General features: G+C 51.1%; 23 protein-coding genes. 13 read left to right on the top strand and 10 right to left on the bottom strand.

The features are described from left to right. Positions 1–183: 183 nt before the first annotated feature. Both mnmA and Q9L42_RS15870 read right to left on the bottom strand, forming a co-directional pair. Positions 184–1,290 carry a tRNA 2-thiouridine(34) synthase MnmA gene (gene mnmA / locus Q9L42_RS15875; protein ID WP_305907429.1) on the bottom strand — a complete coding sequence of 369 codons (1,107 nt, stop codon included), beginning with the start codon at positions 1,288–1,290 and terminating at the stop codon, positions 184–186. Further along, positions 1,283–1,744: an NUDIX hydrolase gene (locus Q9L42_RS15870; protein ID WP_305910172.1), complete on the bottom strand. Its 462-nt coding sequence runs from the start codon at positions 1,742–1,744 to the stop codon at positions 1,283–1,285. The genes mnmA and Q9L42_RS15870 overlap by 8 nt, the downstream gene beginning before the upstream one ends. 173 nt (positions 1,745–1,917) lie before the next feature. On the opposite strand from Q9L42_RS15870, the gene clpS reads away from it, so the two are divergent. Together clpS and clpA are read left to right on the top strand one after the other, a co-directional pair. Then, on the top strand, positions 1,918–2,241 hold the full coding sequence (clpS, locus tag Q9L42_RS15865) for an ATP-dependent Clp protease adapter ClpS (RefSeq protein ID WP_305910173.1): 324 nt from the start codon (positions 1,918–1,920) through the stop codon (positions 2,239–2,241). Positions 2,242–2,252: 11 nt separating this feature from the next. Next, entirely contained in the window at positions 2,253–4,526 is a 2,274-nt protein-coding gene (gene clpA, locus Q9L42_RS15860) for an ATP-dependent Clp protease ATP-binding subunit ClpA (protein WP_305907430.1), read from the top strand. Positions 4,527–4,567: 41 nt separating this feature from the next. Here the strand turns inward: clpA and infA are convergent, their stop codons facing one another. Next, positions 4,568–4,786 carry a translation initiation factor IF-1 gene (gene infA, locus Q9L42_RS15855; protein ID WP_305907431.1) on the bottom strand — a complete coding sequence of 73 codons (219 nt, stop codon included), beginning with the start codon at positions 4,784–4,786 and terminating at the stop codon, positions 4,568–4,570. Between the two features lie 217 nt (positions 4,787–5,003). On the opposite strand from infA, the gene Q9L42_RS15850 reads away from it, so the two are divergent. After that, complete coding sequence (locus Q9L42_RS15850; protein ID WP_305907432.1) at positions 5,004–5,228, top strand: hypothetical protein; 225 nt, start codon at positions 5,004–5,006, stop codon at positions 5,226–5,228. A 490-nt stretch (positions 5,229–5,718) separates the two neighbouring features. Beyond that, a complete protein-coding gene (locus Q9L42_RS15845; RefSeq protein WP_305907433.1) occupies positions 5,719–6,132 on the top strand; it encodes a CopD family protein in 414 nt (137 codons plus the stop codon). Positions 6,133–6,177: 45 nt separating this feature from the next. Here Q9L42_RS15845 and Q9L42_RS15840 read toward each other — a convergent pair whose 3' ends face one another. Then, on the bottom strand, positions 6,178–6,630 hold the full coding sequence (locus tag Q9L42_RS15840) for a DUF2231 domain-containing protein (protein ID WP_349431388.1): 453 nt from the start codon (positions 6,628–6,630) through the stop codon (positions 6,178–6,180). Here Q9L42_RS15840 and coxB point away from each other — a divergent pair. The 6 genes from coxB to fae all read left to right on the top strand — a co-directional run bounded on the left by coxB (position 6,562) and on the right by fae (position 13,512). Then, positions 6,562–7,371 (top strand): cytochrome c oxidase subunit II, encoded by an 810-nt coding sequence (gene coxB, locus Q9L42_RS15835; RefSeq protein WP_349431387.1) that lies wholly within the window; start codon positions 6,562–6,564, stop codon positions 7,369–7,371. The two genes, Q9L42_RS15840 and coxB, sit on opposite strands and share 69 nt — an antisense overlap. Continuing rightward, complete coding sequence (gene ctaD / locus Q9L42_RS15830) at positions 7,364–9,880, top strand: cytochrome c oxidase subunit I (RefSeq protein WP_305907437.1); 2,517 nt, start codon at positions 7,364–7,366, stop codon at positions 9,878–9,880. Before coxB ends, ctaD begins: the two co-directional genes overlap by 8 nt. After that, positions 9,880–10,233 (top strand): hypothetical protein, encoded by a 354-nt coding sequence (locus Q9L42_RS15825; RefSeq protein WP_349431386.1) that lies wholly within the window; start codon positions 9,880–9,882, stop codon positions 10,231–10,233. Before ctaD ends, Q9L42_RS15825 begins: the two co-directional genes overlap by 1 nt. Beyond that, positions 10,224–11,030 carry a cytochrome c oxidase assembly protein gene (locus Q9L42_RS15820; RefSeq protein WP_349431385.1) on the top strand — a complete coding sequence of 269 codons (807 nt, stop codon included), beginning with the start codon at positions 10,224–10,226 and terminating at the stop codon, positions 11,028–11,030. Before Q9L42_RS15825 ends, Q9L42_RS15820 begins: the two co-directional genes overlap by 10 nt. Before the next feature lie 402 nt (positions 11,031–11,432). Continuing rightward, positions 11,433–12,632: an NAD(P)/FAD-dependent oxidoreductase gene (locus tag Q9L42_RS15815; protein ID WP_349431384.1), complete on the top strand. Its 1,200-nt coding sequence runs from the start codon at positions 11,433–11,435 to the stop codon at positions 12,630–12,632. Positions 12,633–12,993: 361 nt separating this feature from the next. Further along, entirely contained in the window at positions 12,994–13,512 is a 519-nt protein-coding gene (gene fae, locus Q9L42_RS15810) for a formaldehyde-activating enzyme (RefSeq protein ID WP_305907442.1), read from the top strand. A gap of 300 nt (positions 13,513–13,812) precedes the next feature. Here fae and Q9L42_RS15805 read toward each other — a convergent pair whose 3' ends face one another. The 6 genes from Q9L42_RS15805 to Q9L42_RS15780 form a co-directional block, all read right to left on the bottom strand. Next, positions 13,813–15,747 (bottom strand): aconitate hydratase, encoded by a 1,935-nt coding sequence (locus Q9L42_RS15805; protein ID WP_305907443.1) that lies wholly within the window; start codon positions 15,745–15,747, stop codon positions 13,813–13,815. Positions 15,748–16,683: 936 nt separating this feature from the next. Next, positions 16,684–17,967, bottom strand: coding sequence for a dicarboxylate/amino acid:cation symporter (locus Q9L42_RS15800; RefSeq protein WP_349431383.1), 1,284 nt, complete (start codon positions 17,965–17,967; stop codon positions 16,684–16,686). Positions 17,968–18,078: 111 nt separating this feature from the next. Then, complete coding sequence (locus Q9L42_RS15795; RefSeq protein WP_349431382.1) at positions 18,079–18,810, bottom strand: (5-formylfuran-3-yl)methyl phosphate synthase; 732 nt, start codon at positions 18,808–18,810, stop codon at positions 18,079–18,081. Continuing rightward, positions 18,807–19,373, bottom strand: a complete 567-nt coding sequence (locus Q9L42_RS15790) for a DUF447 domain-containing protein (protein ID WP_305907446.1) — start codon at positions 19,371–19,373, stop codon at positions 18,807–18,809. The genes Q9L42_RS15795 and Q9L42_RS15790 overlap by 4 nt, the downstream gene beginning before the upstream one ends. Continuing rightward, the gene (locus tag Q9L42_RS15785; protein ID WP_349431381.1) at positions 19,370–20,758 is read right to left on the bottom strand and encodes a DUF6513 domain-containing protein; all 1,389 of its coding nucleotides are present in this window, start codon (positions 20,756–20,758) and stop codon (positions 19,370–19,372) included. The genes Q9L42_RS15790 and Q9L42_RS15785 overlap by 4 nt, the downstream gene beginning before the upstream one ends. Continuing rightward, the gene (locus Q9L42_RS15780) at positions 20,755–21,294 is read right to left on the bottom strand and encodes a flavoprotein (RefSeq protein ID WP_305907447.1); all 540 of its coding nucleotides are present in this window, start codon (positions 21,292–21,294) and stop codon (positions 20,755–20,757) included. The genes Q9L42_RS15785 and Q9L42_RS15780 overlap by 4 nt, the downstream gene beginning before the upstream one ends. An 81-nt stretch (positions 21,295–21,375) precedes the next feature. On the opposite strand from Q9L42_RS15780, the gene folP reads away from it, so the two are divergent. The 3 genes from folP to ppk1 all read left to right on the top strand — a co-directional run bounded on the left by folP (position 21,376) and on the right by ppk1 (position 25,319). Next, a complete protein-coding gene (folP, locus tag Q9L42_RS15775) occupies positions 21,376–22,200 on the top strand; it encodes a dihydropteroate synthase (RefSeq protein WP_305907448.1) in 825 nt (274 codons plus the stop codon). Positions 22,201–22,204: 4 nt separating this feature from the next. Next, positions 22,205–23,098, top strand: coding sequence for a 1-aminocyclopropane-1-carboxylate deaminase/D-cysteine desulfhydrase (locus Q9L42_RS15770; protein WP_305907449.1), 894 nt, complete (start codon positions 22,205–22,207; stop codon positions 23,096–23,098). Between the two features lie 118 nt (positions 23,099–23,216). Continuing rightward, positions 23,217–25,319 carry a polyphosphate kinase 1 gene (gene ppk1, locus Q9L42_RS15765; protein WP_305907450.1) on the top strand — a complete coding sequence of 701 codons (2,103 nt, stop codon included), beginning with the start codon at positions 23,217–23,219 and terminating at the stop codon, positions 25,317–25,319. The last annotated feature ends 4 nt before the right edge of the window (positions 25,320–25,323 follow it).

Here is a 25,323-nt window from a genome sequence, read left to right as displayed (position 1 = left end):
GTTACTTGCTACAGAAGACGCCGTTCACCCAGCACCTAAATAAACGAAGATGATTTATCGCAGCCATTAGCCTATGGAATTTAGGTGCTGGGTGAATATATCCCTATAAGCTTGTATGCGACATCCCTGTCGCATACACTTCTTCCGCAAGCAATTGAGAGTAAAAGAAATATTTTCTCGGTATCAAGCTGAATAGTTACATTGGTTATATTTGCTTTCGATGATGCCGCCGCCCAGGCAGATTTCGCCGTCGTAAAACACCACCGACTGTCCGGGGGTGATGGCGCGTTGCGGTTGATCGAAGGTGACCTTGACTCTATCTTCACCTATTGGCTCCACGCGACATGCCTGGTCGGGTTGGCGATAACGGGTCTTGGCGGCGCAGACGATGGCTTTCGTCAACGGTGTGTCGCTGCACCAGTCCAATTGTGCCGCTTCCAGCGTATCATGCAGCATCAGCGGGTGATCGTGGCCTTGTCCGACGATCAGGACGTTATGGCTCAGGTCCTTATCCAACACATACCAGGGCTCGTCCGGCGCATTCTTGACGCCGCCTATGCCCAAGCCTTGGCGTTGCCCCAGCGTGTAATACATCAGGCCATGGTGTTGGCCGATATATTGTCCTTCCGGCGTGCGCATTTCGCCGGGCTGGGTGGGCAGGTAGCGTTGCAGAAATTCCTTGAATTTGCGCTCGCCGATGAAACAGATGCCGGTGCTGTCTTTTTTGCGATAATTGGCGAAGCCGGCTTTTTCCGCCAGTTTGCGAATTTCGGGTTTGTGCAGATGGCCGATCGGAAACAGCGACTTGGACAAGGCTTTTTGTCCCAGTGTGTAAAGAAAATAGCTTTGCTCTTTGTTCGGGTCCAGGCCTTTTAGCAGATAGAATTCGCCGCTTTCTTCTTTGACTCGCGCATAATGTCCGGTGGCGATGTATTCGGCGCCCAGGTCTTCGATGGCGTAGTTTAAAAAAGCCTTGAATTTGACATGTTTGTTGCACAGTATATCCGGGTTCGGCGTTCGTCCGGCCTCGAATTCGGATAAAAATACTTCGAACACTTCATCCCAGTATTCGCTGGCGAAGTTGACCGTTTTCAGTTCGATGCCGAGTTTGTCGCACACCTGTTGCGCATCGGCCAGATCCTCCATGGCCGTGCAGTATTCGGTGCCGTCATCTTCTTCCCAGTTCTTCATGAATAAACCGGTGACATGATGGCCTTGTTCCAGTAATTTTAAGGCTGTGACCGAGGAGTCTACGCCCCCGGACATGCCGACGATAATGTTTTTACTCATTTGTTAAATCAATAAATGCTTGCAGCATGGACAACGGGTGCCGCTGTCCACTTAGATAGTTGTCGATGCCGATTAATACCAGCGGGCTGCGCAATCGTTGCCGTCTCGAGGCTATTTCGTCGCGGCTTAACCAGTGCGTGGCGATGATGCCGTCGTCGAGCGCCTGCTGCGGGTCGTGGGAATGCACTTGGCCGCTGAAGCAAAAGCGCAAAAAGCTGGGATGGTGCGGTTTTTTGCGCCATAATTGCACCGCGACTAGCGCTTCGGGATTAAATTGCCAGGCGGTTTCTTCCGTGACTTCCCGTTTAACGGCGTCGATCAAGTCTTCGTTTTCTTCCAGGTGTCCGGCCGGCTGATTGAATTGCAGGCCATTGGACGTTTGTTCCTCAACCAGCAGGAAGCGGCTGTCCTGTTCAATTACTGCCGCCACAGTAACATGTGGTTTCCAAACCATCATCAAGCTCCAGAAAAGCAGGCTTAACGACCGTTATAGTGTGATTGTCATCAGCCAGTGCAAATTAAAGGCGTTATTTTACTAGAATTGGCTTTTCGATGTTTGTAAAGATTGAAATTTTGGGTTGAAAGCACTATGTTATCGATTAATTGATGCAATTTTTTACGGTGAAAATGTCTGATATAGACCCTTTTAAAGATAATGACGGTGGTCTTGCTGTTCAGGAAGCAAAACCTAAATTGAAAAGACCGCCCTTGTATAAAGTTATGTTGCTGAATGATGATTTTACCCCGATGGATTTTGTCGTCGAAATACTGACCAATTTTTTTGGCATGAATGAGGATCGGGCGACGCAAGTGATGTTGCAGGTTCATACCCAAGGGGTCGGGGTATGCGGTACCTATACCAAAGATGTTGCCGAAACCAAGGTGCATATCGTTAATGATTATTCGCGGGAGCATCAGCACCCGCTGATGTGCACGATGGAAGAAGCATAAAGAGAGAAACTATGTTAAGTAAAGAACTTGAGGTGACCTTGAATGCGGCGTTTAGCAATGCCCATAGTAAGCGTCATGAATTTATTACCGTCGAGCATTTACTGCTGGCTCTGCTAGATAACGAGACTGCCGTGCCGGTGCTGCTGGCCTGTGGTTGTGATATCAGCGCTTTGCGTGGTGAGTTGAATCAGTTTATCGATGAAACGATGTCGCTGATTCCCGACGGCATACAGCGGGAAACCCAGCCGACGCTGGGATTTCAACGCGTTCTGCAGCGCGCCGTATTTCATGTTCAGGCCTCCGATAAAAAGGAGGTTAGCGGCGCCAATTTGTTTGTCGCCTTGTTTAGCGAACAGGATTCTCATGCGGTGTATTTGTTGAACAAGCAAAATATCACCCGCCTGGATGTGGTCAATTACCTTGCTCATGGCGTGTCCAAGCAAGAGCAGGAAAAGCCTCAGGAAACCGACGACATGGCGACAGAAGAACCCAGTAGTGACTTGTCGGCGAATCCGCTGGAGAAATATGCGACCAATCTGAATAGAGAGGCCATGGCCGGGAAAATCGATCCGTTGATTGGTCGGGAAACCGAAGTCGAGCGCACCATTCAGGTGTTATGTCGGCGCAGAAAAAACAATCCGTTGTTAGTGGGAGAATCCGGCGTCGGAAAGACGGCCATCGCCGAAGGTTTGGCGAAGCGGATCGTCGAGGAGGAAGTGCCGGATGTGTTGCTGGATAACGTGATTTATTCACTGGATCTTGGCGCGCTGGTAGCTGGCACCAAATATCGCGGCGATTTTGAAAAACGTCTGAAAGCCCTGGTCAATCAACTGAAAAAAGAGCCGCATTCGATATTGTTTATCGACGAAATTCACACCATCATTGGGGCAGGTTCGGCGTCAGGCGGGGTGATGGATGCTTCCAACCTGATCAAGCCGGTGCTGGCTTCAGGGCAGCTGCGTTGTATCGGCTCGACCACTTATCAGGAATATCGCGGTATATTCGAGAAAGATCATGCCTTGGCGAGACGTTTTCAAAAAATCGATATCGTCGAGCCGTCGATTGAAGACACCGTGAAGATTCTCAAGGGGTTGAAATCGCGCTTCGAAGAACATCATAATCTTAAATATACCAGTGAAGCCTTGCGCGCAGCGGTCGAGCTGTCGGCGCGCTTTATTACCGACCGTCATTTGCCGGATAAGGCTATCGACATTATCGATGAGGCTGGGGCGAGGCAGCGTTTGTTCAAGGAGGATCAGCGCAAACAGACGATAGACAGTGAAGATATCGAGGAAATCGTCGCTAAAATTGCCCGCGTGCCGGCAAAATCGGTCTCTTCCAGCGACATCGATAAGTTGGAAAATATCGAAAAAAATCTGAAAATGCTGGTGTTTGGCCAGGATGAGGCCATTTCGGAGCTGGCGTCGGCGATCAAATTGTCACGAGCCGGGCTGAGGGATACGACCAAGACGATCGGCTCGTTTCTGTTTGCTGGTCCGACCGGGGTCGGAAAAACGGAAGTGACTCGACAGTTGGCCAAGGTGCTCGGCGTCGAATTGATCCGCTTCGACATGTCCGAGTATATGGAAAGGCATACCGTGTCCAGGCTGATCGGCGCGCCTCCCGGTTATGTCGGATATGATCAGGGAGGGTTGTTGACCGAGGCGGTCACCAAGCATCCGCATGCCGTGTTATTGTTGGATGAATTGGAAAAAGCACATCCCGACGTGTTCAATCTGCTGTTGCAGGTGATGGATCATGGCTCCTTAACTGACAATAACGGGCGTAAGGCGGACTTTCGCAACATCATCCTGGTGATGACCACCAACGCCGGCGCCGAAGAGGGCAGTCGCCCTTCGATCGGTTTCACTACTCAGGATCATTCGTCCGATAGCATGAAGGTGATCGAAAAGGGATTCTCACCGGAATTCCGCAATAGATTGGATGCCATCGTGCAGTTCAAGCCCTTGGATATCTCGATCGTCGGCAGCGTGGTCGACAAGTTCATCTTTGAGCTGGAAGCAGTGTTGGCGGACAAGAACGTGACCTTGACGCTGGATCCTGATGCGAGACTTTGGTTGGCCGAACATGGTTGTGATCCGAAGATGGGCGCGCGACCGATGGCGCGGCTGATTCAGGAGAAGATTAAAAAGCCACTGGCAAACGATCTGCTATTCGGTAGGCTGTCAAACGGCGGTCATGTGCGGGTCTATGTCGAAGAGGATGCGCTCGCCTTTTCTATAGAAAGCAAGGGGTTGGCTGTTACTGATAAGCAGGCGCTATAGTTTGAAAGTTGAAAGCCTGCGCTTTCCCGTTTGGAACGGGATTAGCGCATGCGGAATGTGATGCGACCTTTAGTCAGATCGTAAGGCGTCATTTCAACTCGAACTTTATCTCCGGTTAAGATGCGGATGTAATGTTTGCGCATTTTGCCGGAGATATGAGCGGTAACGATGTGGCCGTTTTCCAGTTCTACGCGAAACATCGTATTCGGAAGGGTATCGATAACCTTTCCATCCATTTCGATTTGATCTTCTTTAGCCATTTTAATACTCTAAGTCTATAAAATTCGCAATGTTAGCATAAACTTTCAAGAAGCGATAGTAGGCGGATGGCTTTGTCGGGGTAAAGCCCTACAATCTATATGTTAAACAAAGACTTGTATCTAAGCTGTTTGCGCGTCATCGATTCTTCTTTGCCTGGGCGGGGCGGGTTATTTAACCCGGCCCCAAACGTTTAAGTGACTCTCGCAAAGCACCGTCTTGCCTTCGGATGCGCTGAACTGCGTGAAGCGCATCGAAACATGGTGCGCTTCCTATCGTCAGCACACCCTACCGCATCGTAGGGCGGCTTCGCGAAGCAAGCCGCCAAAAACCGCCGCCAGAGCAAAATTGGCCGTTGTGCGTATCCAGGCGGATTGCCTAGCGGCGAATCCGCCCTACGGTTGCGATGCCAATGTAGCCTTGCCTTCTGGAATTTGCCGTTAAAACGTTACATTCAAATGCAAAGATCAACTTCCGGTAAAATACCGTTGCCGGCGTCGGTTTATTTTTACTCCATGACATCGTCGTCAGTCGGGGATATGAGCGAAAGACTGTATTGGAACTTGGTGAACGGGGATTGAAAGCGACTTCGAAGCTTTAGCCCTTTAGATTTGGATTCAATAGCAAGTTTTGCGCTTTTGTTCATGGTTTTATGCTATAAGTTTGACAGGATGAGAAAACGATAAAGGTTCTTTTGTCGCAATGAATGACGTTAAGAATGTCGTTAGAATTTTCTAATGATATGCGGTCAGCGACTTAGTCGGCGCCGCGCTAGTACAGCGCCATTATTCTAATGGCGGGTAAAGACATTAGGAAATACCTGAGAATTCATACGCTTGCTTAAGGCGATAACTCGTCAGATGAAAATGAATGCTGTACTAGGCGAGAGAATGTTGTAGATTAAGAATGACTCCAGTAACCGAGAGGGGAGGATATGCTCTGGCTTTTGTTGTTACACATATCGGCGGTGATATGTTGGTGCGGTTCATTGCTTTATCTGCCCGCGTTAATTGCGGAAACCTCTTCACAGGCGACAATCGATGAACCGCAACGCCATCTGGCCTCGACACTCAATGTTTTCACGCTGTTCGCGACGCCAGCCGCGTTGACCGCTATTGTCTCCGGAACCGCCTTGTTCCTGACCGGCGGCATTACCGATCTATGGCTTATACTAAAACTCACATTGGTCGCGGCGCTGGTTTTGTGTCATGCGCTTAGCGGTTGGATTGTTTTGAGTACGGAGAAGGATCCCGATAAAAACGTAGTCTTGCCGTGTGTACTGGTGGGAATCGTGGTCGCGATGTTGATTCCAGCGATTCTCTGGGTCGTGCTGACTAAACCTTTTTAGGAGTTGACGTTGCGATTTCTTAAATCGAATAAGCGGAGCGATGGCTCAGGACTTGATTTTAACGCCGACGGCATGTCCGTAAACCATCTGCCCGCCCAGCACACTGGTGATGCTGATCAACGCCGCTGTCAGCGCCGAAATATACAAAGCCCAGAGATTAAATCCGCTATCGTCGTTAAAGCGCAACAACCAGTTGAACGAAGCCAGCGCCAACGTCATTACGGCCAGCAGGGCATGACTCCAGGCGATCACGAGATTGCGAATGTGCCAAACCAACAGCAAATCAATGAAGCCGGCCAATCCCGCCAACCAGCCCCCCAGAGCGCCGAGGCCCGACAGCCACAATCCGACTCGAATCCAGAAGGGATCGGTCGTGTAAAGATAAGCCAAGTCGGCGCCTACCAAACCGAGCAAGAAAGCGACCGGAAAATGAATCAGCATGGGATGAATCGGATGGCCCCCGACAGACATGCGGCTGATAATAGGTTGTTGCGCCATAGCGGTCTCCTTTCACGGTTGAACTTGGAATCGTTAACGAAAGCTTTCAGTTTAACCTCACCGATGCTAATAATCACTCTTTGTTTTTTGGGCGGCTGTAACGATTCTCCATCACCTCTAAATCCTTCCGGACCGTCGGCTCTTGCTGCAGCGAGACTATGGTGGGGGATGTTCGGTTTTTCGGCACTGCTCATGCTGGTAGTGGTGGCGATATGGCTTTTTGCGCTATGGCGGAAGCCCGTGACATATACCGAGGCGCAAGTCCGCCGGCTCAGTCTGCGCTGGATCGTTGGTGGCGGTTTGGTGTTGCCTATAATCAGTCTCCTGGTGCTGTTGAGTTTCGCTATCCCAATGGGCTATCGCATGCTGCCGTTGCCCGTCAACGGGCAAGCACCGGTGCAGATCGAGGTAACCGGGCATCAGTGGTGGTGGGAGATCCGCTATCCTGATGTCGGTATTAGGATAAAAAATGAACTGCATCTGCCGGCTGGCGTACCGGTCGATCTTCATTTGCACAGTGCTGATGTCATCCATTCGTTCTGGGCGCCTAGGCTGGCGGGTAAACTGGATATGATTCCGGGGCGAACTAATATATTGCGTCTCGAAGCCGATATGCCGGGTCATTTTCACGCTCAGTGTTCGGAATTCTGTGGTATAGGACACGCTCATATGGTACTGGCGGTTCACGTTCATACTCGGAAAGAATATCAAGCCTGGCTAGAGGCGTATAAGCATGAATGAATTCACTAAGAAAGATCGGCAGGCCCTACATAACGACTTTATCAAGGTTTGGGGCAATCCGCGTGGCTGGCGGGCACTGACCATCGTTAATCATACAACGGTCGGGAAACGCTTCATGGTCACCGGCGCTCTGTTCTTTCTGATCGGTGGTTTGATTGCGATGTTGATGCGCACTCAGCTAGCCTTACCGAATCAGAACATTATCGGGCCAAAGCTCTATAATCAGCTGTTTACGATGCACGGCACGGTTATGATGTTTCTGTTTGCGGTGCCGGTCATTGAAGGATTGGCGCTCTATTTAATTCCGAAGATGATCGGCGCGCGCGATTTGCTATTTCCACGACTAAGCGCTTTCGGTTACTGGTGTTATCTATTCGGTAGCCTGATTCTGATGTCGAGTCTGCTGCTGGGGATTGCCCCGGCGGCCGGTTGGTTCATGTATACGCCTTTGAGCAATGCCGTGTACTCGCCGGGACCCAATGTCGATTTCTGGCTGCTCGGCATCACTTTTGTCGAGATTTCGGCGGTATCGGCCGGTGTTGAGCTGGTCGTGTCGATCTTACGCAGCCGCACTTCCGGTATGGCGCTGCTGCATATGCCGCTTTATTGCTGGTACATTTTAGTCATGGCATTAATGATTGTGTTTGGATTTCCTCCGCTGATTTTGGGCAGCATTTTGTTGGAACTGGAGCGTACGGCCGGCATGCCTTTCTTCGAAGTCGCCCGCGGCGGCGATCCGATTCTTTGGCAGCATCTATTCTGGTTATTCGGCCATCCTGAAGTTTATATACTTTTTCTGCCGGGCGCAGGCATTGTCTCGACTCTGCTGCCGGTATTCTCACGTCGGCCTATTGTGGGCTACCGCTGGATCGTGCTGGCGATTATCGCGACAGGCTTCATCAGTTTCGGGTTGTGGGTGCATCATATGTTTACCATTGGGATTCCGCAATTGGCGCAGGCATTTTTCTCGGTGGCCAGCATGTTGATCGTGATTCCTACCGGTATTCAACTGTTCGCTTGGTTGGCGACGCTATGGACCGGGCGACCGGTCTATCATGTGCCGATGCTCTGGTTAGTCGGGTTTCTGGTGGTTTTTATGATCGGCGGGTTGACGGGGGTCATGTTGGCTTTGGTGCCGTTCAACTGGCAGGTGCACGACACGCATTTTGTCGTTGCGCATTTACATTATGTGGTCGTCGGCGGCATGTTGTTTCCATTTGTAGCTGGTCTCTACTATTGGTTGCCACATTTTTCGGGACGCATGCCGTCGGAAAAGCTATCACGCTGGGGCTTCTGGCTGACTTTCATAGGTTTTAATACCACTTTTTTGGTTATGCATTTGACCGGGTTGCTCGGCATGCCTCGGCGTGTGTATACCTATCCGGCGGGATTAGGCTGGGATTTGCCAAACGGCATTTCATCAGCGGGCGCCTTCTTGATCGCGATGGACGTTGGGATGGTTCTGCTCGATATCGTCCTGCATTTCCGCTTCGGCCGCTCGGCCGGCGCTAATCCTTGGCAGGCCGATACCCTGGAATGGGCCACCAGTACCCCGCCTCAGCCTTACAATTTCATTAGTCTGCCAGACTGCGCTATGCGACATCCGATGTGGGCGCAACCGGATCTGCAAGCAAAGGTAGCCGAGGGCCATTATGCATTATCGGAGATCGATCATGGCAGGCGCGAAACTTGGGGAACGGACCCGATTACCGGCAAGATTCGCGAAATCATCCATTTGCCCGGAAATTCCTGGTTGCCTTTGTTCGCCGCATTGGCGTTGTCTGCGCTATGCATCAGTTTATTGCTACGGACTTATAATATCTCCGTGGCTACGGCATTAGTCAGCTTGATTTTGTTGCTGCGATGGTCCTGGGTAAACGGAGCACATCTTGGGACGGCTCCCGATGCCAGTGTGATGCCGGGCTATCCTCCCTTGCATTTTCGTACGTTCGATGGGCCGGGATTATGGGGTATGATCGTAACGCTGCTCGCCAATGGCGCACTGTTTTTGTCCATAGTGTTTGGCTGGCTGTATCTATGGTTTGTCGCTCCCCATTGGCAAGTGCCCGATGTGCCGCCGCTGGCTTGGTTGCCGCTGCTGGTCAGTGGAGGACTGCTTAGCGGGGCGACGATCTGGTTTTATTATATAGAACTCAACTTGCGCAGGGCGACGGGCGGGCATCTTCAGCATCAGCTAGCGGGCGTCGCGGTCACCGGCTTGGTCCACTGTTGCGTATTGATCTGGGTTTGGTCGACTTCGACCTTGGCGCCAACACAAACTGCCCATGATGCCATTATTGCAGTGTTGCTGATATATCAGTTGTTTCAAAGCGGACTCGCCGTGATCATGACGGCATTGCAATCCCTACGCGTCGCTTTTGGCTATGTCGGCAAAACTGCCCCTTATGAAATCACGGTCGTGAATCCCTGGTGGATTTATACGACCGTGGTATTTTGGTCAAGTTACGCCCTCATCATTCTATTGCCTATTGCATGGAGAATTGACTGATGTTGTCACCATATCATCCCATGCAGCTGGCATTTGGATTGATCATCTGGATTGTCTGGTTCTTATTTAAATACGGTGCCTTAGCACTGATCTGCGAGCTGTCTCCGCCTCCAGTCGAGCAGGGCCCCGTTACCTGGATCAATGCGGCATTGCTAGCCGGCTCTTTGGTCGTAACCAGTTTGCTGCTGTATTGGGCAAATAACTGTTGGCGTGCGGCGCGAGCGGGGAATGGCGGGAACACCGAGTCAATCGATCAGTTTATCGTCAGATTAGGCGCCGGCATCAATTTGTTGGGCGCCATAGTGACATTCAGCCAAGGAGTAGTCTCGCTGCTATTGCCGCCATGTCTGTGATAGTTTTTCTGTCGGCGGCAATGGCTCTTCTATTAATGGATTCGGCGCTGGCGCATGGTTTGGTTGAAGACTTGGAAGAGTCTCGTATCCCGTTGATACTCGGCGGATTGTTGCCAGTCGTTCTCTGGCTGATCTATGCTGTCGGAGCATGGCGCGTACCCCCGACAAGGGGTCGATGGTTGGCGTTTCACGCGGCCTCTTTGGCCGCGGCATTGACTATGTTCGGAGCCTTCGGCGGCTGGAGTGCTAATAGCTCGGCCATCCACATGATCGAGCATATGTTGATCATGGTCTTCATTGCGCCGTTTTATGTCATGGCGCGACCGTTGCCGCAATGGCGGGCGATCAGCGGCCGGACAAGCATTTGGTTGTGTATGCCTTTATTGCGCCTGAGCCGTTATCCGCTGAGGGCGGCCTGCCTGCAAAGCGGCGCGATTTGGTTCTGGCATACGCCGAAGCTTTACAACCTGGTGTTGGCAAGGCCTTGGTGGCACCTTGTCGAGCATGTCTGTTTGGCGCTCATCGCCGGTATATTCTGGTGGTCGATATTGCACAGGCGTAGCGCTTTAGCCTTGCTAGCCTTGCTGCTAACCCTGATGGCTACGGGCATGCTCGGCGCCGTTCTGACCTTCGCACACATGCCGTTATTTGACGATTCAAGCAGTCTTCAAGATCAACAACTGGCTGGGCTGATCATGTGGGCGCCGGCCGGGTTGCCTTACCTGCTTGCCGGAGCTTGGTGCGGTCGGCGTTTGTTGTCTAGTAAATATGCACCGTCTTCTATCAAATGGGAATAAGGCGGTGTTTGTTTCAAACACGAGACTGTTTGAATGCCGATAATGAAGGGGGGTTTTAGGAAAACGCTGAATAATTACCAATTCGTTACAAAGCGTTAGGATCGGTCGGATGGATGTTTTTCTGGGCTTGAGAGACGGGGATTCGGAACCGTTTAAATCTTTATGTGTCTGATTTTTTGAAGATGCAATTTAGTTATTCAGCTTCTAGGAGCAGGTTATTGATCCCATCAAACGCGTGAATATACCCCGGGAAGCTGTGCTTGCCAGCCTTTTGCAGACAGCCAGATCAATCAATAATCGAATCCTTTTTCGAAATTTACACTGAATCGAGACAATAACAAAATTCACTTTAGGGGATATTTATCCTCCTAAAGGTTAAGTTCAGTAAAGAGGAGGGGGAATATGACAGACTATCAATATCTCATCATTGGCGGCGGAATGACGGCGCATGGCGCGATACGCGGCATACGATCCGAAGACCCAACCGGTTCCATAGGCTTGATCAGTTCGGAATCTCATCCTCCTTACAAACGTCCTCCGTTGTCCAAGGGGTTATGGCAAGGGAAGTCTATCGAAAAAATCTGGTATAAGGATGAAGAACTGAATGTGTCGATGCATTTGGGGCGTACTGTTCAGAAGCTGATGCTTGAAAATAAACAGGTCATTGACGATGAAGGAAATCTCTACCATTTTGACAAGTTGCTGCTAGCGACAGGAGGAGCTCCCGTGCGTCTTCCCTTTGGAGGTGAGGACATAATTTATTTTCGCGACCTAGACGATTATCAGAAGTTACGCTCCCTTAGCGAAGAAAAACAGCATTTTGCCGTCATTGGAGGCGGTTTTATCGGATCGGAAATTGCCGCGGCATTGGCCATGAACGGAAAACAGGTCACGATGCTTTTCCCCGAAGAGGGCATAGGCGCGCGCCTGTTTCCCCCTGACCTGAGTCAGTTTCTGAACAACTATTACCAAGAAAAGGGAGTTGAGGTTTTGTCCGAAAAGCTAGTTACAGGCGTTGCACGACAAGGGGAGCGCCTGTCGCTGAATGTTCGTAGTGCCGCCGATGAAGGTTCGAAAGAAGAGATCGTCGGGATTGATGCCGTGGTAGCCGGGATCGGCATCTGGCCAAATGTACATCTCGCCGAACAAGCCGGATTGTCTGTGGATGACGGCATCGCCGTGGACGAATTGCTGCGCTCAGGTAACCCTGATATTTACGCTGCCGGCGATGTAAGTAACTTCTATAACCCAAGTTTGAACGCTCGTATTCGTTTGGAGCATGAAGACAATGCGCTTACGATGGGTAAGTATGCCGGTCGGAACATGGCGGGGAAGGAGGATTTCTATCATCATCTTCCGTATTTTTATTCCGACTTGTTCGATTTGGGCTACGAAGCAGTTGGGCTTACGGATTCACGCCTGGAAACGGTGGCGGATTGGGTCGAGCCTTATAAAAAAGGCGTTGTTTATTATATGCAAGATGGACGGGTGCGTGGCGTATTGTTATGGAATGTCTGGGAGCGTGTCGATGCCGCTCGTGACCTCATCGCTCAACCTGGCCCCATTGACATTAAGGGATTGAAAGGAAAATTTTTGTCATGAAAATCTCCCATTTTTCAGCAATTCCCGCTTTGGCGTTCAAAAAGGGCATGGGGTGTGTTTGGCGAGGATGTCGGCAGCAAGGATGCTGCCGTCAAGCCCCCAGGGATGGGTTTACGGCGCTCCTCGACAGACACACCCCATGCCCTAAACCCCGCAAAAATACTCAAACTGATGAATTGCTGCCCATTTTTAATGTCTACAGATGATTCAGTGATGCGGTGATATGATCCTTTGAATAGAGGTATCGAATAGTTTCTCGATTTAGCCTTGCCAAATTTAAATTATCGTATCCATGGCTCTCTGAAATCAGATGAAACTAGTCAATATATGGCCAGTTTTGCAAATTTAACAGGAGAAAAACATGAAAGCACTAAAAATCGATAAAGTCCAGGTAGGCGAAGCTTTGGTGGGAGACGGGAATGAAATGGCCCACATAGATCTGGTGATGGGACCGCGGGGCAGCGCTGCAGAAATCGCCTTTTGTATTGCTCTGACCAATCAGAAACGAGGTGATAATGCCCTATTGGCATTGGTGGCTCCCAATCTTATGGCTAAGCCTAACACCGTCATATTCAACAAGGTGGAAATTAAGAACGAGAAACAAGTAAACCAAATGTTTGGGCCGGCAGAACATGGTGTGGCAAAGGCTGTGACCGATAGCGTCAAAGAAGGGGTCATACCCATAGACGAAGCGGGTGATGTATTCATTTGTGTGGGGGTCTATATTCATTGGGATGCCCAGGACAAAAATAAAATACAAGACTGGAATTATGAAGCCACGAAGTTGGCAATTCGGCGCGCGGTCGAAGGAGAACCAAAGCCTAAGGAAGTCATCGCCCAGGAAGATGTCATGCATCATCCCTTGGCTGCGCATGATTAAGGAATATGCACAAAATAACTTTCCGAAACAGTAGGCTTTGTGGAGGTTCGGTAACTCGCTTGTCAGGACGCCGTGAATACATCCGTGTAGGCTTGACGGCGGCTATCCCTGCCGCCGACACCTGTCAATCGAGCCACCGATTCCTCTTCCGACATTTGGAAAAATTATTTCATACTCGTTCCTAAGTCCTTACCTACGTCAATACCCGGAGTTGACCGAGAAACAACTCCGGCGTCAAGTTCAAACGATTCGCCGAGCGGTAAATCTTTTTCTGCCTAAAACCCGAAAGATACTGAATAGTTACCCTTTTTGGTTGACTAAATTGATCAGACTGCCCGCCAGCACCATTTTCACTTGATATGCTGACATCCTATGTTCCGTCTCATACGTCTCGTTTTTGGTTAGATTGTCTACTTGGACGAGACTTCCTCTGGCAATGGCATTGCGTACATCGGAAATGCAAAGCCGGTCGCCTGGCTCGATTTTATTCCAAGCAGATGGATCGGTAAATATCAGAGCCAGGATCCCGAAGTTGCTTAGATTCTGCATATGAATTCTGGCGAATCCTTTGGCAATCACCGCCTTAACTCCAAGATAACGGGGAGCTAGAGCGGCATGTTCACGGCTTGAGCCTTGACCGTAATTATCCCCGCCAACTATGAATGATCCCTTTTTCTGGTAGTTCATCGCTCTATCAAAGTAGGTGTCGTCGACTTGGCTGAATACAAATCGGCTGATGGCCGGAATATTGCTGCGATAAGGCAGCACCTTAGCGCCAGCCGGCATAATTTCGTCTGTAGAAATATCATCCCCCAGCTTCAATAACACCGGACCTTCGAGTTTCTCTTCCAAAGGTTCTAATACAGGCAATGGTTTGATATTAGGTCCTTTCTCCAATTCAAACTGTTCGCCTTTCGATGCGGGTGGCGCCAACATATCCTTATTAAGCAATAATGAATCGGGTTCTTTGAAGCTCGGGTATTCCATATCTAATGTGCGGGGATCGGTTATCTTCCCCGTTAAGGCCGAAGCTGCCGCGGTTTCCGGGCTACATAAATAAACTTGATCTTCTCGTGTACCCGAACGTCCCGGAAAGTTACGGGGGACAGTCCGTAAACTGATGCGTCCCGTCGCCGGAGCCTGCCCCATGCCAATACAGCCTCCGCAGCCCGCTTGATGAAGACGCGCACCGGCATGAATAAGTTTTCCTAGCATGCCCATTGCCATCATGTTTTCCAAAATCTGCCTAGATGTCGGGTTGACGTCAAATGAGACGCGATCGTTAACCTGTTTGCCATCGACTATCATGGCAGTGATAGCAAGATCCCTCAGTCCAGGGTTCGCCGACGAGCCGACATAAGCCTGGTAAATATCCCTGCCTTCGACCTCGCGAACCGGCACGACATTGCCAGGACTGCTGGGCAGAGCGATCAACGGTTCCAGTTCCGATAGATTAATTTCCTCGTATTCGTCATATTCCGCCTCATCATCCGCGAGTATGCAGTTAAAATCTTCTTCTCTTCCTTGTTTTTTCAAGAACTCGGACACCGCTGCATCGGCCGGAAAAACGGTCGTCGTGGCGCCTAGTTCCGCACCCATGTTGGCTATCACGTGCCTGTCCATGGCTGTCAGCGAACTCAATCCGGGACCGAAATACTCAACGATCTTACCCAGGCCTCCGTCGACATCGTGCCGGCGCAGCATTTCCAAAATCACATCTTTAGCACTGACCCAGTCGGGAAGTGTTCCGACCAGTTTGACGCCCCATATCTTGGGCATCTTGATGTAAAAAGGTTCTCCCGCCATCGCCATCGCTACTTTCAGTCCCCCAGCACCAATGGCCAGCATTCCTAGGGAACCGGCGGCGCATGTATGGCTGTCCGAACCTAACAAACTTTTCCCCGGTATGCCGAATCGCTCCATATGGACTGGATGACTGACGCCATTGCCCGGACGGCTATACCAAAGACCGTATTTCTTGCAGGCGCTACGTAAAAATAGATGGTCGTCTGGGTTTTTGAAATCCTCTTGGAGAAGATTGTGGTCAACATATTGTGCGGAAAGTTCGGTTTTCACTCGTGGAAGGCCAATCGCTTCAAATTCAAGCATAACCAAGGTCCCTGTCGCATCTTGGGTAAGTGTCTGATCAATTTTCAAACCGATGTCTTCACCTGGAGCCATACGCCCCTCAATCAAGTGATTCGCGATCAGTTTCTGCGTTACGTTTTTAGCCATGGCCGTGTCCCCCTTGCATGAAATGCAGTCGTGATTTAGGAAAGCGCTGGATAAATTTTCCCCTGGATTTCTCAGAAGCTGCCAAAAACAACAGCAATTCCCAATTTTGGAGTTCAAATAGGGTATAAGGTGTGTTTGGCGAGGATGTCGGCAGCAAGGATGCTGCCGTCAAGCCCCCAGCACCTAAATTTCATGGCTACAGGACTATATTTTACATTCCAGGATAATTTAGGTGCTGGGTGAACGGGCGCTCCTCGACAGACACACCCTATGCCCTAAACACAGCAAAAATGCTCAAACTGGGAATCGTTGCAAAAACAAGGATTTGCAATCACTAATTTTGGTAGTGTCGATTTAACCAGCACTTCCTTAGTAGAATTCGACTATTAGATAAGGATAACACTCGTTCAGTTCATACCAATGCTGTGTGTTAATGCTTATTTCAGCGTAACTATTCAGTATCTTTCAGGGTTTAGGGAGTAGACCATTGATTTCTCGGGACGCGTTCACCCAGCACCTAAATACCCTAGGTTATTGGCTATGATTAATAATCTTCGTTAATTTAGGTGCTGGGTGAATACTTCCCTGGCAGCTAACAGCATCCTGCTTCGCGCGGCACTTACACTTCCCTGTGCGGCGTAAGCTCTGGCTGCAACGTCCTGTTGCAGACAGCCCGATAAATCAATAGCCTACTCCCTCTGATAAAAATACGCTGAATAATTACATTTCAGCAAAGTCGCCTTGGTGAAATAATCGGTCTAGAGAGAAAGATTTCGGAATAGCAAGCAAGGCGGCGGTGGAAAACAGATCGATTACACAGTTCGCCGGTAGGTGACGATTGAATTTATAATGGTCTCAGGATGTTAGCGATCACCGAGCAGGCGCGGGCATGGATAAGCTTGATGCGGGCGCTAACTTTGTAAAACCCTTTCGAGGTTAACGTTTATGGGGTAACTCGATCTCGGTGATGACGCCTGCATCGGGATCATTGAACACGGCTTCATCGATTTCGTTTTCGCCGCGGGCGACGATCGAGGTGACGGTGGCGTCGCCGGTGACATTGACGGCCGTTCTCAGCATATCCAACAGGCGGTCGACGCCGAGTATCAGGCCTATGCCTTCAACCGGCAGGCCGACTTGATTGAAAACCATGGCCAGCATGATCAGGCCGACGCCGGGCACACCGGCGGTGCCTATCGAGGCCAGAATCGACATGCCGACCACGGTGGCGTAATCGGCGATACTCAGGTCGATACCGTAGACATTGGCGATGAACACCGTGGCGACGCCCTGCATGATGGCGGTGCCGTCCATATTGATGGTCGCGCCCAGCGGCACGGTAAATGAGGCTGTGGCGTTGTTGATGCCGAGGCGTTTTTCGACCACCTGCAGGGTCACCGGTATCGTGGCGTTGGAACTGGCGGTGCTGAAGGCGAAGATATGAGCCGGACGCATTTTTTTAATGAATATCAGTGGATTGAGTCTGGCCAGTAACATTAACAGTAGGCTGAAGGTGCCGAAGGCATGCAGCAGCAGGCAGAGAATCACCACCGAAAAATAACCGATCATCGGCATGATCAAACCGATGCCCTGTTCGGAGAAAGTCTTCGCCATCAAAAAGAAAACGCCGATCGGGGCGAAATCCATCACTACCGTGACCACCCGCATCATGACTTCATTCAATTTTTCTGCGCCGCTGGCCAACTGTAATCCCGCTTCTCCGGACATCAGCATGGCGATTGCGAACAGGATGACGAAGAAAATGATTTGCAGCATATTGCCTTCGGCAAAAGCTTGTACCGGGTTGCTGGGAACGATGTTGATAAACACCTCGGTCAACGGCGGGGCGGGCGGCGGGGAGAAGTCGGACAAGGCCTGGACATGCTCGAAGCCTTGTCCCGGCGCAATCAGCAACGCGACCGTTAACGCCAAGATAACGGCCAAACCGGTCGTTAACAGGTAGAGGGCAAATGATTTGAGGCCTACCCGGCCCAGTATCGTTACATCTCCGAGTCCGCAGACGCCACAGATCAACGAAAAAGTGACCAGCGGGACGACCAGCATTTTCAACGCATTGACAAAGGCCGAGCCGATGACATGAAAAAGACCCTGAACCAGATAGTTTTGCACAAAGCTGCTATCAAGGGCGAAGGCATTGAGCAGGCTGCCTATCACCAGGCCGATGAGCATGGCGATCAGAATTTTTGTGGTAATGGTCATTTTATCAAGCATCGGTAGCTATCCTGTCTGATCGAATGAAATTGCGGACCGTTATGGGGATTTGTTAATGGGTGATCGTCATTAAAAGGCCATGAAACTAGATGAAAAGAACTATAAGGTTGGTTCGGGGGTGTGTTTGTTGGCCTGGGCAATTTTTTCCATCGCCGGAGGAGCGTGAAAGCAAGCGATTAACGCGGCGATTTTATTGGGGGCGAGAGCGGCGATGCGGTTATGATGTGCGCATAAGGCGCCCCTGAAGCCCAGATAGTCGGCATGCAATGGTAACAGCGTTGCAATATCCGAGCTTTTCAATGAACCGGCCAATCCGGTCAGCAAATCCAGTTGTTTGGCTAATTTGATGAACTGTGCGATTCGGGGCATGGTCATGATATCGTTCAGTGAGCCCTTGCGTTTGTCCATCGTGTCGAGCATGACCCCGGTAAAACCGGCTTGCTTCAGTTGGCGCAGAACCGAAAAACTTGGTTGGCAATCGGCAAACAATACCGCAATCAGGGCATGATCGTCGCTGAATTGGGATAACGCTTCGATGCAGGCGAGCCAGTCATGGCCGGGAAAAAAACCGATCTTAATATAATCGACCCCGGTCTCAGCCATGTCGGCGACGGCCGGTGCGACACGGTGCGGCAACATCGGCAGATCGCCGATGGTCGCGCTGACCGGGCAGCGACCGGCGATCTCGGCGATGATCCGTTGCACCGTACCCTTGTCCAGTGCGCCCAATGCGCCCTCGGCAGGCTGCTTAAGATCAATGATGTCAATATCGAATGTCTGAATCAGCTGTGCTTCTTCAAGGCTGTTGATACTGGCCAGTATTCGCGTCATGCCTGTATCACCTCGTGTTTATAGTCTTCGATCACTGCCATCAGCCAACGCCAAGCCTCCATTTCTCTGTCGCCGGCCGTTTTTTCCAGGCCGATATGCAGATATTCCAGTTCCGATTCGACTTTTTCCCAAGGCAGCATGTGCAGGCGACTGACCAGTATCGCCGCCTCGATCACCGAAAACTGGGCCCGGTTAAAGCCGCGGAAGGGCTTGTGGTTGACGGTATGCAGGGCCTTACAGAAGATCATCGGGCGCACTTCATCGTCTTCGATGCGAACGATTTCCAGCTCACAATGGGCCAATGCGGCCTCCAAGTATTGGCCATTGATTTTCTCGGCGTTTTTAAGAGGCCAGTCGCGTCGGCCGGTGATGCAGCCGGCGAATATCCTGACGTCATCGCAATAATTGATGACGGCGGCGTTGGTTTCCAGGATATTGTTGAGCGTGTTGCAAGGCCGAAACGGCAAGATGACAAATTTGTCGTCGTTGACATGGATGCCCATCGGCGCAATGTGCGGGACGCCCTTGCTGTTGATGGTGGTGACTATGGTTTCTTGTATCATTTCTTTTGTAATGTGGTTCCGGCGGGTTTAAAGGTATGCAGATCGACTGTCGCTTCATTATGTTCCGATGCGCAGCCCCAGTCCAGCGCCTCATCCTGGGTGAAGCGTTTGCCCAGTTGCCAGGCGATTTCCGCCCGGGCCAGTTCGACGCCGAGATAGAAGGCGTGACCGCCGTCATGCTCCACGCCTAAGCTGGGATACAAATCGAAAGGGTCCTGGGCGCTGTACAGGCCGTCACGATTGAAGATGTGTATGCCTTCCCCGCTGGTCTGGATCCGGTAACTAGGATCTTTGATTTGGCTGGCCAGCTCTTTGATTTCTTCGAAATTATAGGGGAAGGGCGAGGTATCGTGCACCGTCATCAAGCCCGGGTCGATATGTTTCGGCAGGGTGTTGTGTTGTTTGGCGGCATACATGATGCGCCTGGCCCGATCGGCTTCCCGGATCGCTCGGCAGGCATGCTGACTGACTTCGGTAGCGAGTATATGATTGATATTCAGTTCCGAACAGATACCCAACAGCAGAGCATTCATGCCGGAGGTGTCGGCGTGGGTCAGTTCGGTGATATTGCCGACGCCCAGCATCATTTCGATGTCGGGATAGTTTTCTCTGAATTGATAATTGCGAACGATGGACTCGGTAAATCCGAAATGTAGCGGGTCCAGAATTGGGTCGACGATGAAGGGCCGCCGCTTGTCTTGCAAAACCGAAATGGCGGGTTCCAGCGTGCTTAAGTCGCCGTGTTTTTCCGGTATCAGTATCGGCGTTGAATCGACTTCTTCGGCGATCCAGAGGCTTTTGTTGGTCAGGCTGAGCAGATAATCGGCGCCGGCCTTGCCGCCGCGCAATAGGTCGTCATCTTCCAGTGAATCGATGCTGACCTTGAAGCCTTGCTGTTTCAGCGTGCGTATGCAGTCTTCCAGATGCGGAAAAGCGGTATCGGGCAGACAACCGATATCGATGACGTCGGCGCCGTTTTGTTGATAATAATGGGCGCGGGCGACGACTTCGTCGATGCCAATATTGGGCGCATCGGTGATTTCGGCAAAAATTTTCACCTGATACTGGCTTAAATCCATCTGCTGCGCTTCCTGGCCGAAATAGACCGGCAGGTCCTTGATTTCTTCAGGGCCTCTTTCCACCGGCAGACCGAGGTGGGCGCTCACCGTCTCGAGATCGCCGCGACAGCGGCCGGGGACGATGATGCGGTCGGCCCCGAAGGTGTCCTTCAGTCGGCGGATGATCATGTCGGCGGTCATCAGCGCGGCGACTTTCAGGCCTAGCTGATGAACGGTGTAGTTGAATTCCGGCTGCATATTCTCCAGCACCTGGTGTACTTGTTTTTCGGCCAGTTTGCCGGTTAAAAACAGGATATGTTCGCTCATGTCAAGGACGCCAGACGTTGATGCACTGCAATTTTCAATTCCTCCACGCTTTCGACGACATTCGTATACGGAAAGGTGCGGATTTTATCGGTCGCTTCCAAGTCGATGGGGCGCGGATAGACCATGACTTTTTTGCCGCGCGGCGCTGTAGTTTCCATTTCAGGTGCTATGTCGCAAGGGTAGACGATGCTCGGCACCCGGCATTTACCAGCTTGTGAATAAAGATTGGTCACCAATGAATCGGCGATGCCCAACACGCATTTGGCAATGGTGTTGGATGTGGTCGGCGCCATCACAAAGGTATGATAATAGCCCGTATAAAAATGCCCGACCGGCGGCGCCGAGGCCGCCTTGTCGCGATAGACCGGCATTTTATGTTTGATGTCTTTTAGGTCGATGCCATACATTTTCAGTACTTCTTCGCCGGCCTGGCTCAAATAAAGGTCGACGTGATCCAGTGTCAGCAAAAATTCGATGCATTCTTCTATATAATGGCCGGAACCGGTAACCGCCCAGGCCAGTCGGGGTTGTCTCATTCTGTTCAGGTTTTTTCAAGATGTCGGCCATTATACCTGAATAGGGAGGCGGTTCCGTTAACACAGGAGTTTTTTAATTACATGTTTGAGAATATCACCAAACCCCTGATTATGGGGATTTTAAATGTCACGCCGGACAGTTTTTCCGATGGCGGACAATATACTGCCGTAGATTCGGCGTTGAAACAATGTGAAAAAATGCTGGCCGAAGGCGCCGACATCATCGATATCGGCGGCGAATCGACGCGCCCGGGCTCCGACCCAGTATCTTCAGAAGAGCAGATTATGCGCGTAGCGCCGGTGGTCAAGGCGATCAGGCAACATATCAGTTCCGACATACTGATCAGCATCGACACCACTTTGAGTGATGTAGCCGATGCGGCCTTACAGGCCGGGGCCGATATCATCAACGATATTTCCGCCGGCCAGGGCGATGATAAAATACTGCAACTGGCCGCGGCGACCGACACGCCGATCATTCTGATGCACATGTTGGGAACGCCTCTAACGATGCAGGACAATCCTTATTATGACGAGGTGGTGAGCGAGGTTCTGGCCGCCTTGCAACGCCGGATCGATGCGGCCTTAGCCGCCGGGATTGCTAAACAGCGCATCGCCATCGATCCAGGCATCGGTTTCGGCAAGCGTAAACAGGACAATATCGACTTGTTGGCGCATTTGCATGATTTTGTCGCCACCGATTATCCGGTGTTGCTCGGTACCAGTCGCAAGCGTTTCATGGGCAGTATTTGTAGGGTCGAGCAGCCTTCCGAACTGGTGACGGCGACGGCCGTGACGACCGCCCTGGGGGTGATGGCCGGCGTGCAGATGTTCAGGGTTCATGATGTCAAGGAAAATCGCCAGGCCGCCGATGTGGCCTGGGCGATCAAACAAGCCGCGACTTAATGCGATGCGATTGCAGGAATTGGAACGACGCCTATCGCCATCGCCGTTGATTCGCATCGAGGATACGCTGCTGCGGGAGCAAGGCGTCGAATTGTGGTTGAAGCGCGATGATTTATTACATCCGGTCATTTCCGGCAACAAATGGCGCAAGCTGAAATATATCCTCAATCATGCGTTGAGCCTCGGTTGCAGACGCATCATCAGCATGGGCGGCGCCTATTCCAATCATCTGCATGCCTTGGCCTATGCCGGAAAGCTGTTGGGTGTGGAAACATCGGCCTTTATTAGGGGAGAGCGGCCGGAAACTTTCAGTCCGACGCTGAAGGATATTCGGCACTGGGGCATGGACTTGAACTTTGTGTCGCGCGGCGACTATCGCGAGTTGAGAAGCTATAAGCGTCACGACAGCTTGCCGGGCTTGAGCGCGGGCGAATACTGGTTGCCGGAAGGCGGTTCGACCGATTTGGCGTTGCAGGGCGTCGCCGAGATCGTCGGCGAAATTGATCGAGATTACGATGTGCTCTGCGCGCCTTGCGGAACCGGCACGACGCTGGCCGGTTTGATTGCCGCCGTTCCCGAAGCGGTCGAGGTCATCGGCATCGCGGCGTTGAAAGGCGCGGATTTTCTCTATGACGACGTCAGTGCATTGCTGCCTGACGGAGTCCGGACAAGCTGGAAAATCGAACTCGATTTTCATTTCGGCGGCTTTGCCAAACGCAACGATCTACTGTGCGATTTCATCGACCATTTCGAAAAGCGACAGGGCATCGCCTTAGAACCTGTTTATACCGGCAAGATGTTATTTGCGTTGTATCATTTGATCGAACAGGGATGTTTCTCGGCCGGACAACGCATTATCGCCGTCCATACCGGAGGATTGCAGGGCAGGCGCCACTGATCGCTGATCTTTTTCTAACGCTTTTGCTCTATAATAAATAGACTCGTAGCTGCGCCGATATCATCAAGGTTGCAGCCAGGATTTTTATTTCAACGCATCAACGATAAAGGCATCAGACATGGCAAACGCCGACATGACAAATGAGGAAGTTGTTGAAAACCCCATCGATTTGACGAATCCCGAATACTATATCAATCGAGAATTAAGTCTGTTGGAATTTAATGACAGGGTGCTGGCTCAGGCGAAAAATGAAAAACTACCGTTGCTGGAACGTCTCAATTACCTCTGTATCGCCTGTTCCAATCTGGATGAATTTTATGAAGTGCGTGTGGCCAGCGTGATACAGATGGCGGAAATGGATCCGGGTGCGATAGGCGCAGACGGCTTCACTCCGCATGAACAGTTAGAGAAAATTGGCGTCAAGGCGCACGACCTGGTCGACGAGCAGTACCGGGTGCTGAACGAGGTATTGATTCCGCAGTTGGAAGAGGAAAACATCCGTTTTATTCGCCGTACCGATTGGACTGAAGCGCAGAATAATTGGCTGGCCAATTATTTCAATGACGAATTGCTGCCGATTTTGACGCCGGTCGGTCTCGATTCCGCTCATCCGTTTCCCCGGATACTGAACAAAAGTTTGAATTTTATCGTTTCGCTGACCGGCAAGGATGCCTTTGGCCGCAATAGTGGACGCGCAATTCTGCAGGCGCCTAGGGCGCTGCCGCGCATCATCCAGTTGCCGGCCGAGGAAACCGCGAGCGGTTCGCATGACTTCGTCTTCTTGTCTTCGATCATCCATGCCTTCGTCGATGAATTGTTCAATGGTATGAAGGTGAAAGGTTGTTATCAGTTCAGGGTGACTCGCAACAGTGACTTTTTTGTCGATGACGATGCGATCGACGATTTGTTGAATGCGGTCGAAGGCGAACTGGCGATGCGCAATTACGGCGATGAGGTGCGCTTGGAGATCGACATCAATTGTCCGGAAGAAACGATAGATTTCTTGAAGGCTCGTTTCGACTTGACCGACGACCGAGTGTTTCTCGCCACCGGTCCGGTCAATGTCAGTCGCATGCAGGCCATCTACAACATGGTCGATAGACCCGATCTGAAATTTACGCCTTTCAAACCCCGTGTGCCCAGTCAGCTCGGTAGAAAGAAAGATCTTTTCGCAGCCATCAAGAATCAAGACATGTTGCTGCATCATCCTTATGAATCGTTTCTGCCGGTGGTTGATTTTATTCGCCAGGCGGCCGTCGATCACGATGTCATCGCGATCAAGCAAACCTTGTATCGGACCGGGGTCGATTCTCCGGTGGTCGGCGCCTTGATCAAGGCGGCCAAAGCTGGCAAGGAAGTCACGGTCGTCATCGAATTACGCGCCCGTTTCGATGAAAAGGAAAATATCGACTTGGCATCCAAATTGCAGGAAGCGGCCGTGCATGTGGTTTATGGTGTAGTGGGCTATAAAACCCATGCTAAGATGTGCCTGGTGTTGCGCAAAGAAGGCAAGACGCTGCGTAATTATGTGCACCTAGGCACCGGCAACTATCATCCTAAGACCGCGCGCTTATATACCGATTACGGTCTCTTTTCCTGTAACAAGGAACTGGGCGAAGACGTACGGCGCATTTTTGGGCAGTTGACCAGTCTGGGCAAGGTCACGAAACTGAATAAATTGTTGCAGTCGCCATTTACCTTGCATACCGGCTTGCTCAAGATGATCGACAAGGAGAGCGAAAACGCCAGAAAAGGCAGGCCGGCGAAAATTATCATCAAGGTCAACGCCATCGTCGAGGAGCAGGCGATACAGGCCTTGTATCGCGCTTCCCAAGCCGGGGTGGACATCAAGTTGATCGTGCGCGGAATCTGTTGTCTCAGGCCCGGCATCCCCGGCGTTTCGGAAAATATCGAGGTGCGCTCGATTATCGGCCGTTTTCTGGAGCATACCCGAGTTTACGCCTTTTTAAATGGCGGCAATTGGAATGTCTATGCCGCAAGTGCCGATTTAATGACTCGCAATATGTTCAGACGCGTGGAAACCTGCTTTCCGATCGAAGACAAGAAGCTACACGCCCGTGTTCTCAGCGACTTGGATTGTTATCTGAACGATAATTCCCAGGCTTGGATTTTGCAGAGCGATGGTCATTATCAGCAGTTGCAGCCTGGCGAGGAAGAGGAATATCAGGCGCAAACTGAATTATTGAAAGCGCTGAGCTAAGGCA

Origin of the sequence: Methylomarinum sp. Ch1-1 (assembly GCF_030717995.2) — a bacterium.
Taxonomy (GTDB): Bacteria; Pseudomonadota; Gammaproteobacteria; order Methylococcales; family Methylomonadaceae; genus Methylomarinum; species Methylomarinum roseum.
The sequence above is the reverse complement of the archived record's forward strand: the minus strand, read 5'-3'. Positions and strand labels throughout refer to the sequence as shown.

Bases quoted from the DNA above. Each gene is read 5' to 3' on its own strand.
- mnmA (WP_305907429.1), bottom strand. From the start codon at position 1,290: ATGAGTAAAAACATTATCGTCGGCATGTCCGGGGGCGTAGACTCCTCG.
- Q9L42_RS15870 (WP_305910172.1), bottom strand. From the start codon at position 1,744: ATGGTTTGGAAACCACATGTTACTGTGGCGGCAGTAATTGAACAGGAC.
- clpS (WP_305910173.1), top strand. From the start codon at position 1,918: ATGTCTGATATAGACCCTTTTAAAGATAATGACGGTGGTCTTGCTGTT.
- clpA (WP_305907430.1), top strand. From the start codon at position 2,253: ATGTTAAGTAAAGAACTTGAGGTGACCTTGAATGCGGCGTTTAGCAAT.
- infA (WP_305907431.1), bottom strand. From the start codon at position 4,786: ATGGCTAAAGAAGATCAAATCGAAATGGATGGAAAGGTTATCGATACC.
- Q9L42_RS15845 (WP_305907433.1), top strand. From the start codon at position 5,719: ATGCTCTGGCTTTTGTTGTTACACATATCGGCGGTGATATGTTGGTGC.
- coxB (WP_349431387.1), top strand. From the start codon at position 6,562: ATGAATCAGCATGGGATGAATCGGATGGCCCCCGACAGACATGCGGCT.
- Q9L42_RS15840 (WP_349431388.1), bottom strand. From the start codon at position 6,630: ATGGCGCAACAACCTATTATCAGCCGCATGTCTGTCGGGGGCCATCCG.
- ctaD (WP_305907437.1), top strand. From the start codon at position 7,364: ATGAATGAATTCACTAAGAAAGATCGGCAGGCCCTACATAACGACTTT.
- Q9L42_RS15825 (WP_349431386.1), top strand. From the start codon at position 9,880: ATGTTGTCACCATATCATCCCATGCAGCTGGCATTTGGATTGATCATC.
- Q9L42_RS15820 (WP_349431385.1), top strand. From the start codon at position 10,224: ATGTCTGTGATAGTTTTTCTGTCGGCGGCAATGGCTCTTCTATTAATG.
- Q9L42_RS15815 (WP_349431384.1), top strand. From the start codon at position 11,433: ATGACAGACTATCAATATCTCATCATTGGCGGCGGAATGACGGCGCAT.
- fae (WP_305907442.1), top strand. From the start codon at position 12,994: ATGAAAGCACTAAAAATCGATAAAGTCCAGGTAGGCGAAGCTTTGGTG.
- Q9L42_RS15805 (WP_305907443.1), bottom strand. From the start codon at position 15,747: ATGGCTAAAAACGTAACGCAGAAACTGATCGCGAATCACTTGATTGAG.
- Q9L42_RS15800 (WP_349431383.1), bottom strand. From the start codon at position 17,967: ATGACCATTACCACAAAAATTCTGATCGCCATGCTCATCGGCCTGGTG.
- Q9L42_RS15795 (WP_349431382.1), bottom strand. From the start codon at position 18,810: ATGACGCGAATACTGGCCAGTATCAACAGCCTTGAAGAAGCACAGCTG.
- Q9L42_RS15790 (WP_305907446.1), bottom strand. From the start codon at position 19,373: ATGATACAAGAAACCATAGTCACCACCATCAACAGCAAGGGCGTCCCG.
- Q9L42_RS15785 (WP_349431381.1), bottom strand. From the start codon at position 20,758: ATGAGCGAACATATCCTGTTTTTAACCGGCAAACTGGCCGAAAAACAA.
- Q9L42_RS15780 (WP_305907447.1), bottom strand. From the start codon at position 21,294: ATGAGACAACCCCGACTGGCCTGGGCGGTTACCGGTTCCGGCCATTAT.
- folP (WP_305907448.1), top strand. From the start codon at position 21,376: ATGTTTGAGAATATCACCAAACCCCTGATTATGGGGATTTTAAATGTC.
- Q9L42_RS15770 (WP_305907449.1), top strand. From the start codon at position 22,205: ATGCGATTGCAGGAATTGGAACGACGCCTATCGCCATCGCCGTTGATT.
- ppk1 (WP_305907450.1), top strand. From the start codon at position 23,217: ATGGCAAACGCCGACATGACAAATGAGGAAGTTGTTGAAAACCCCATC.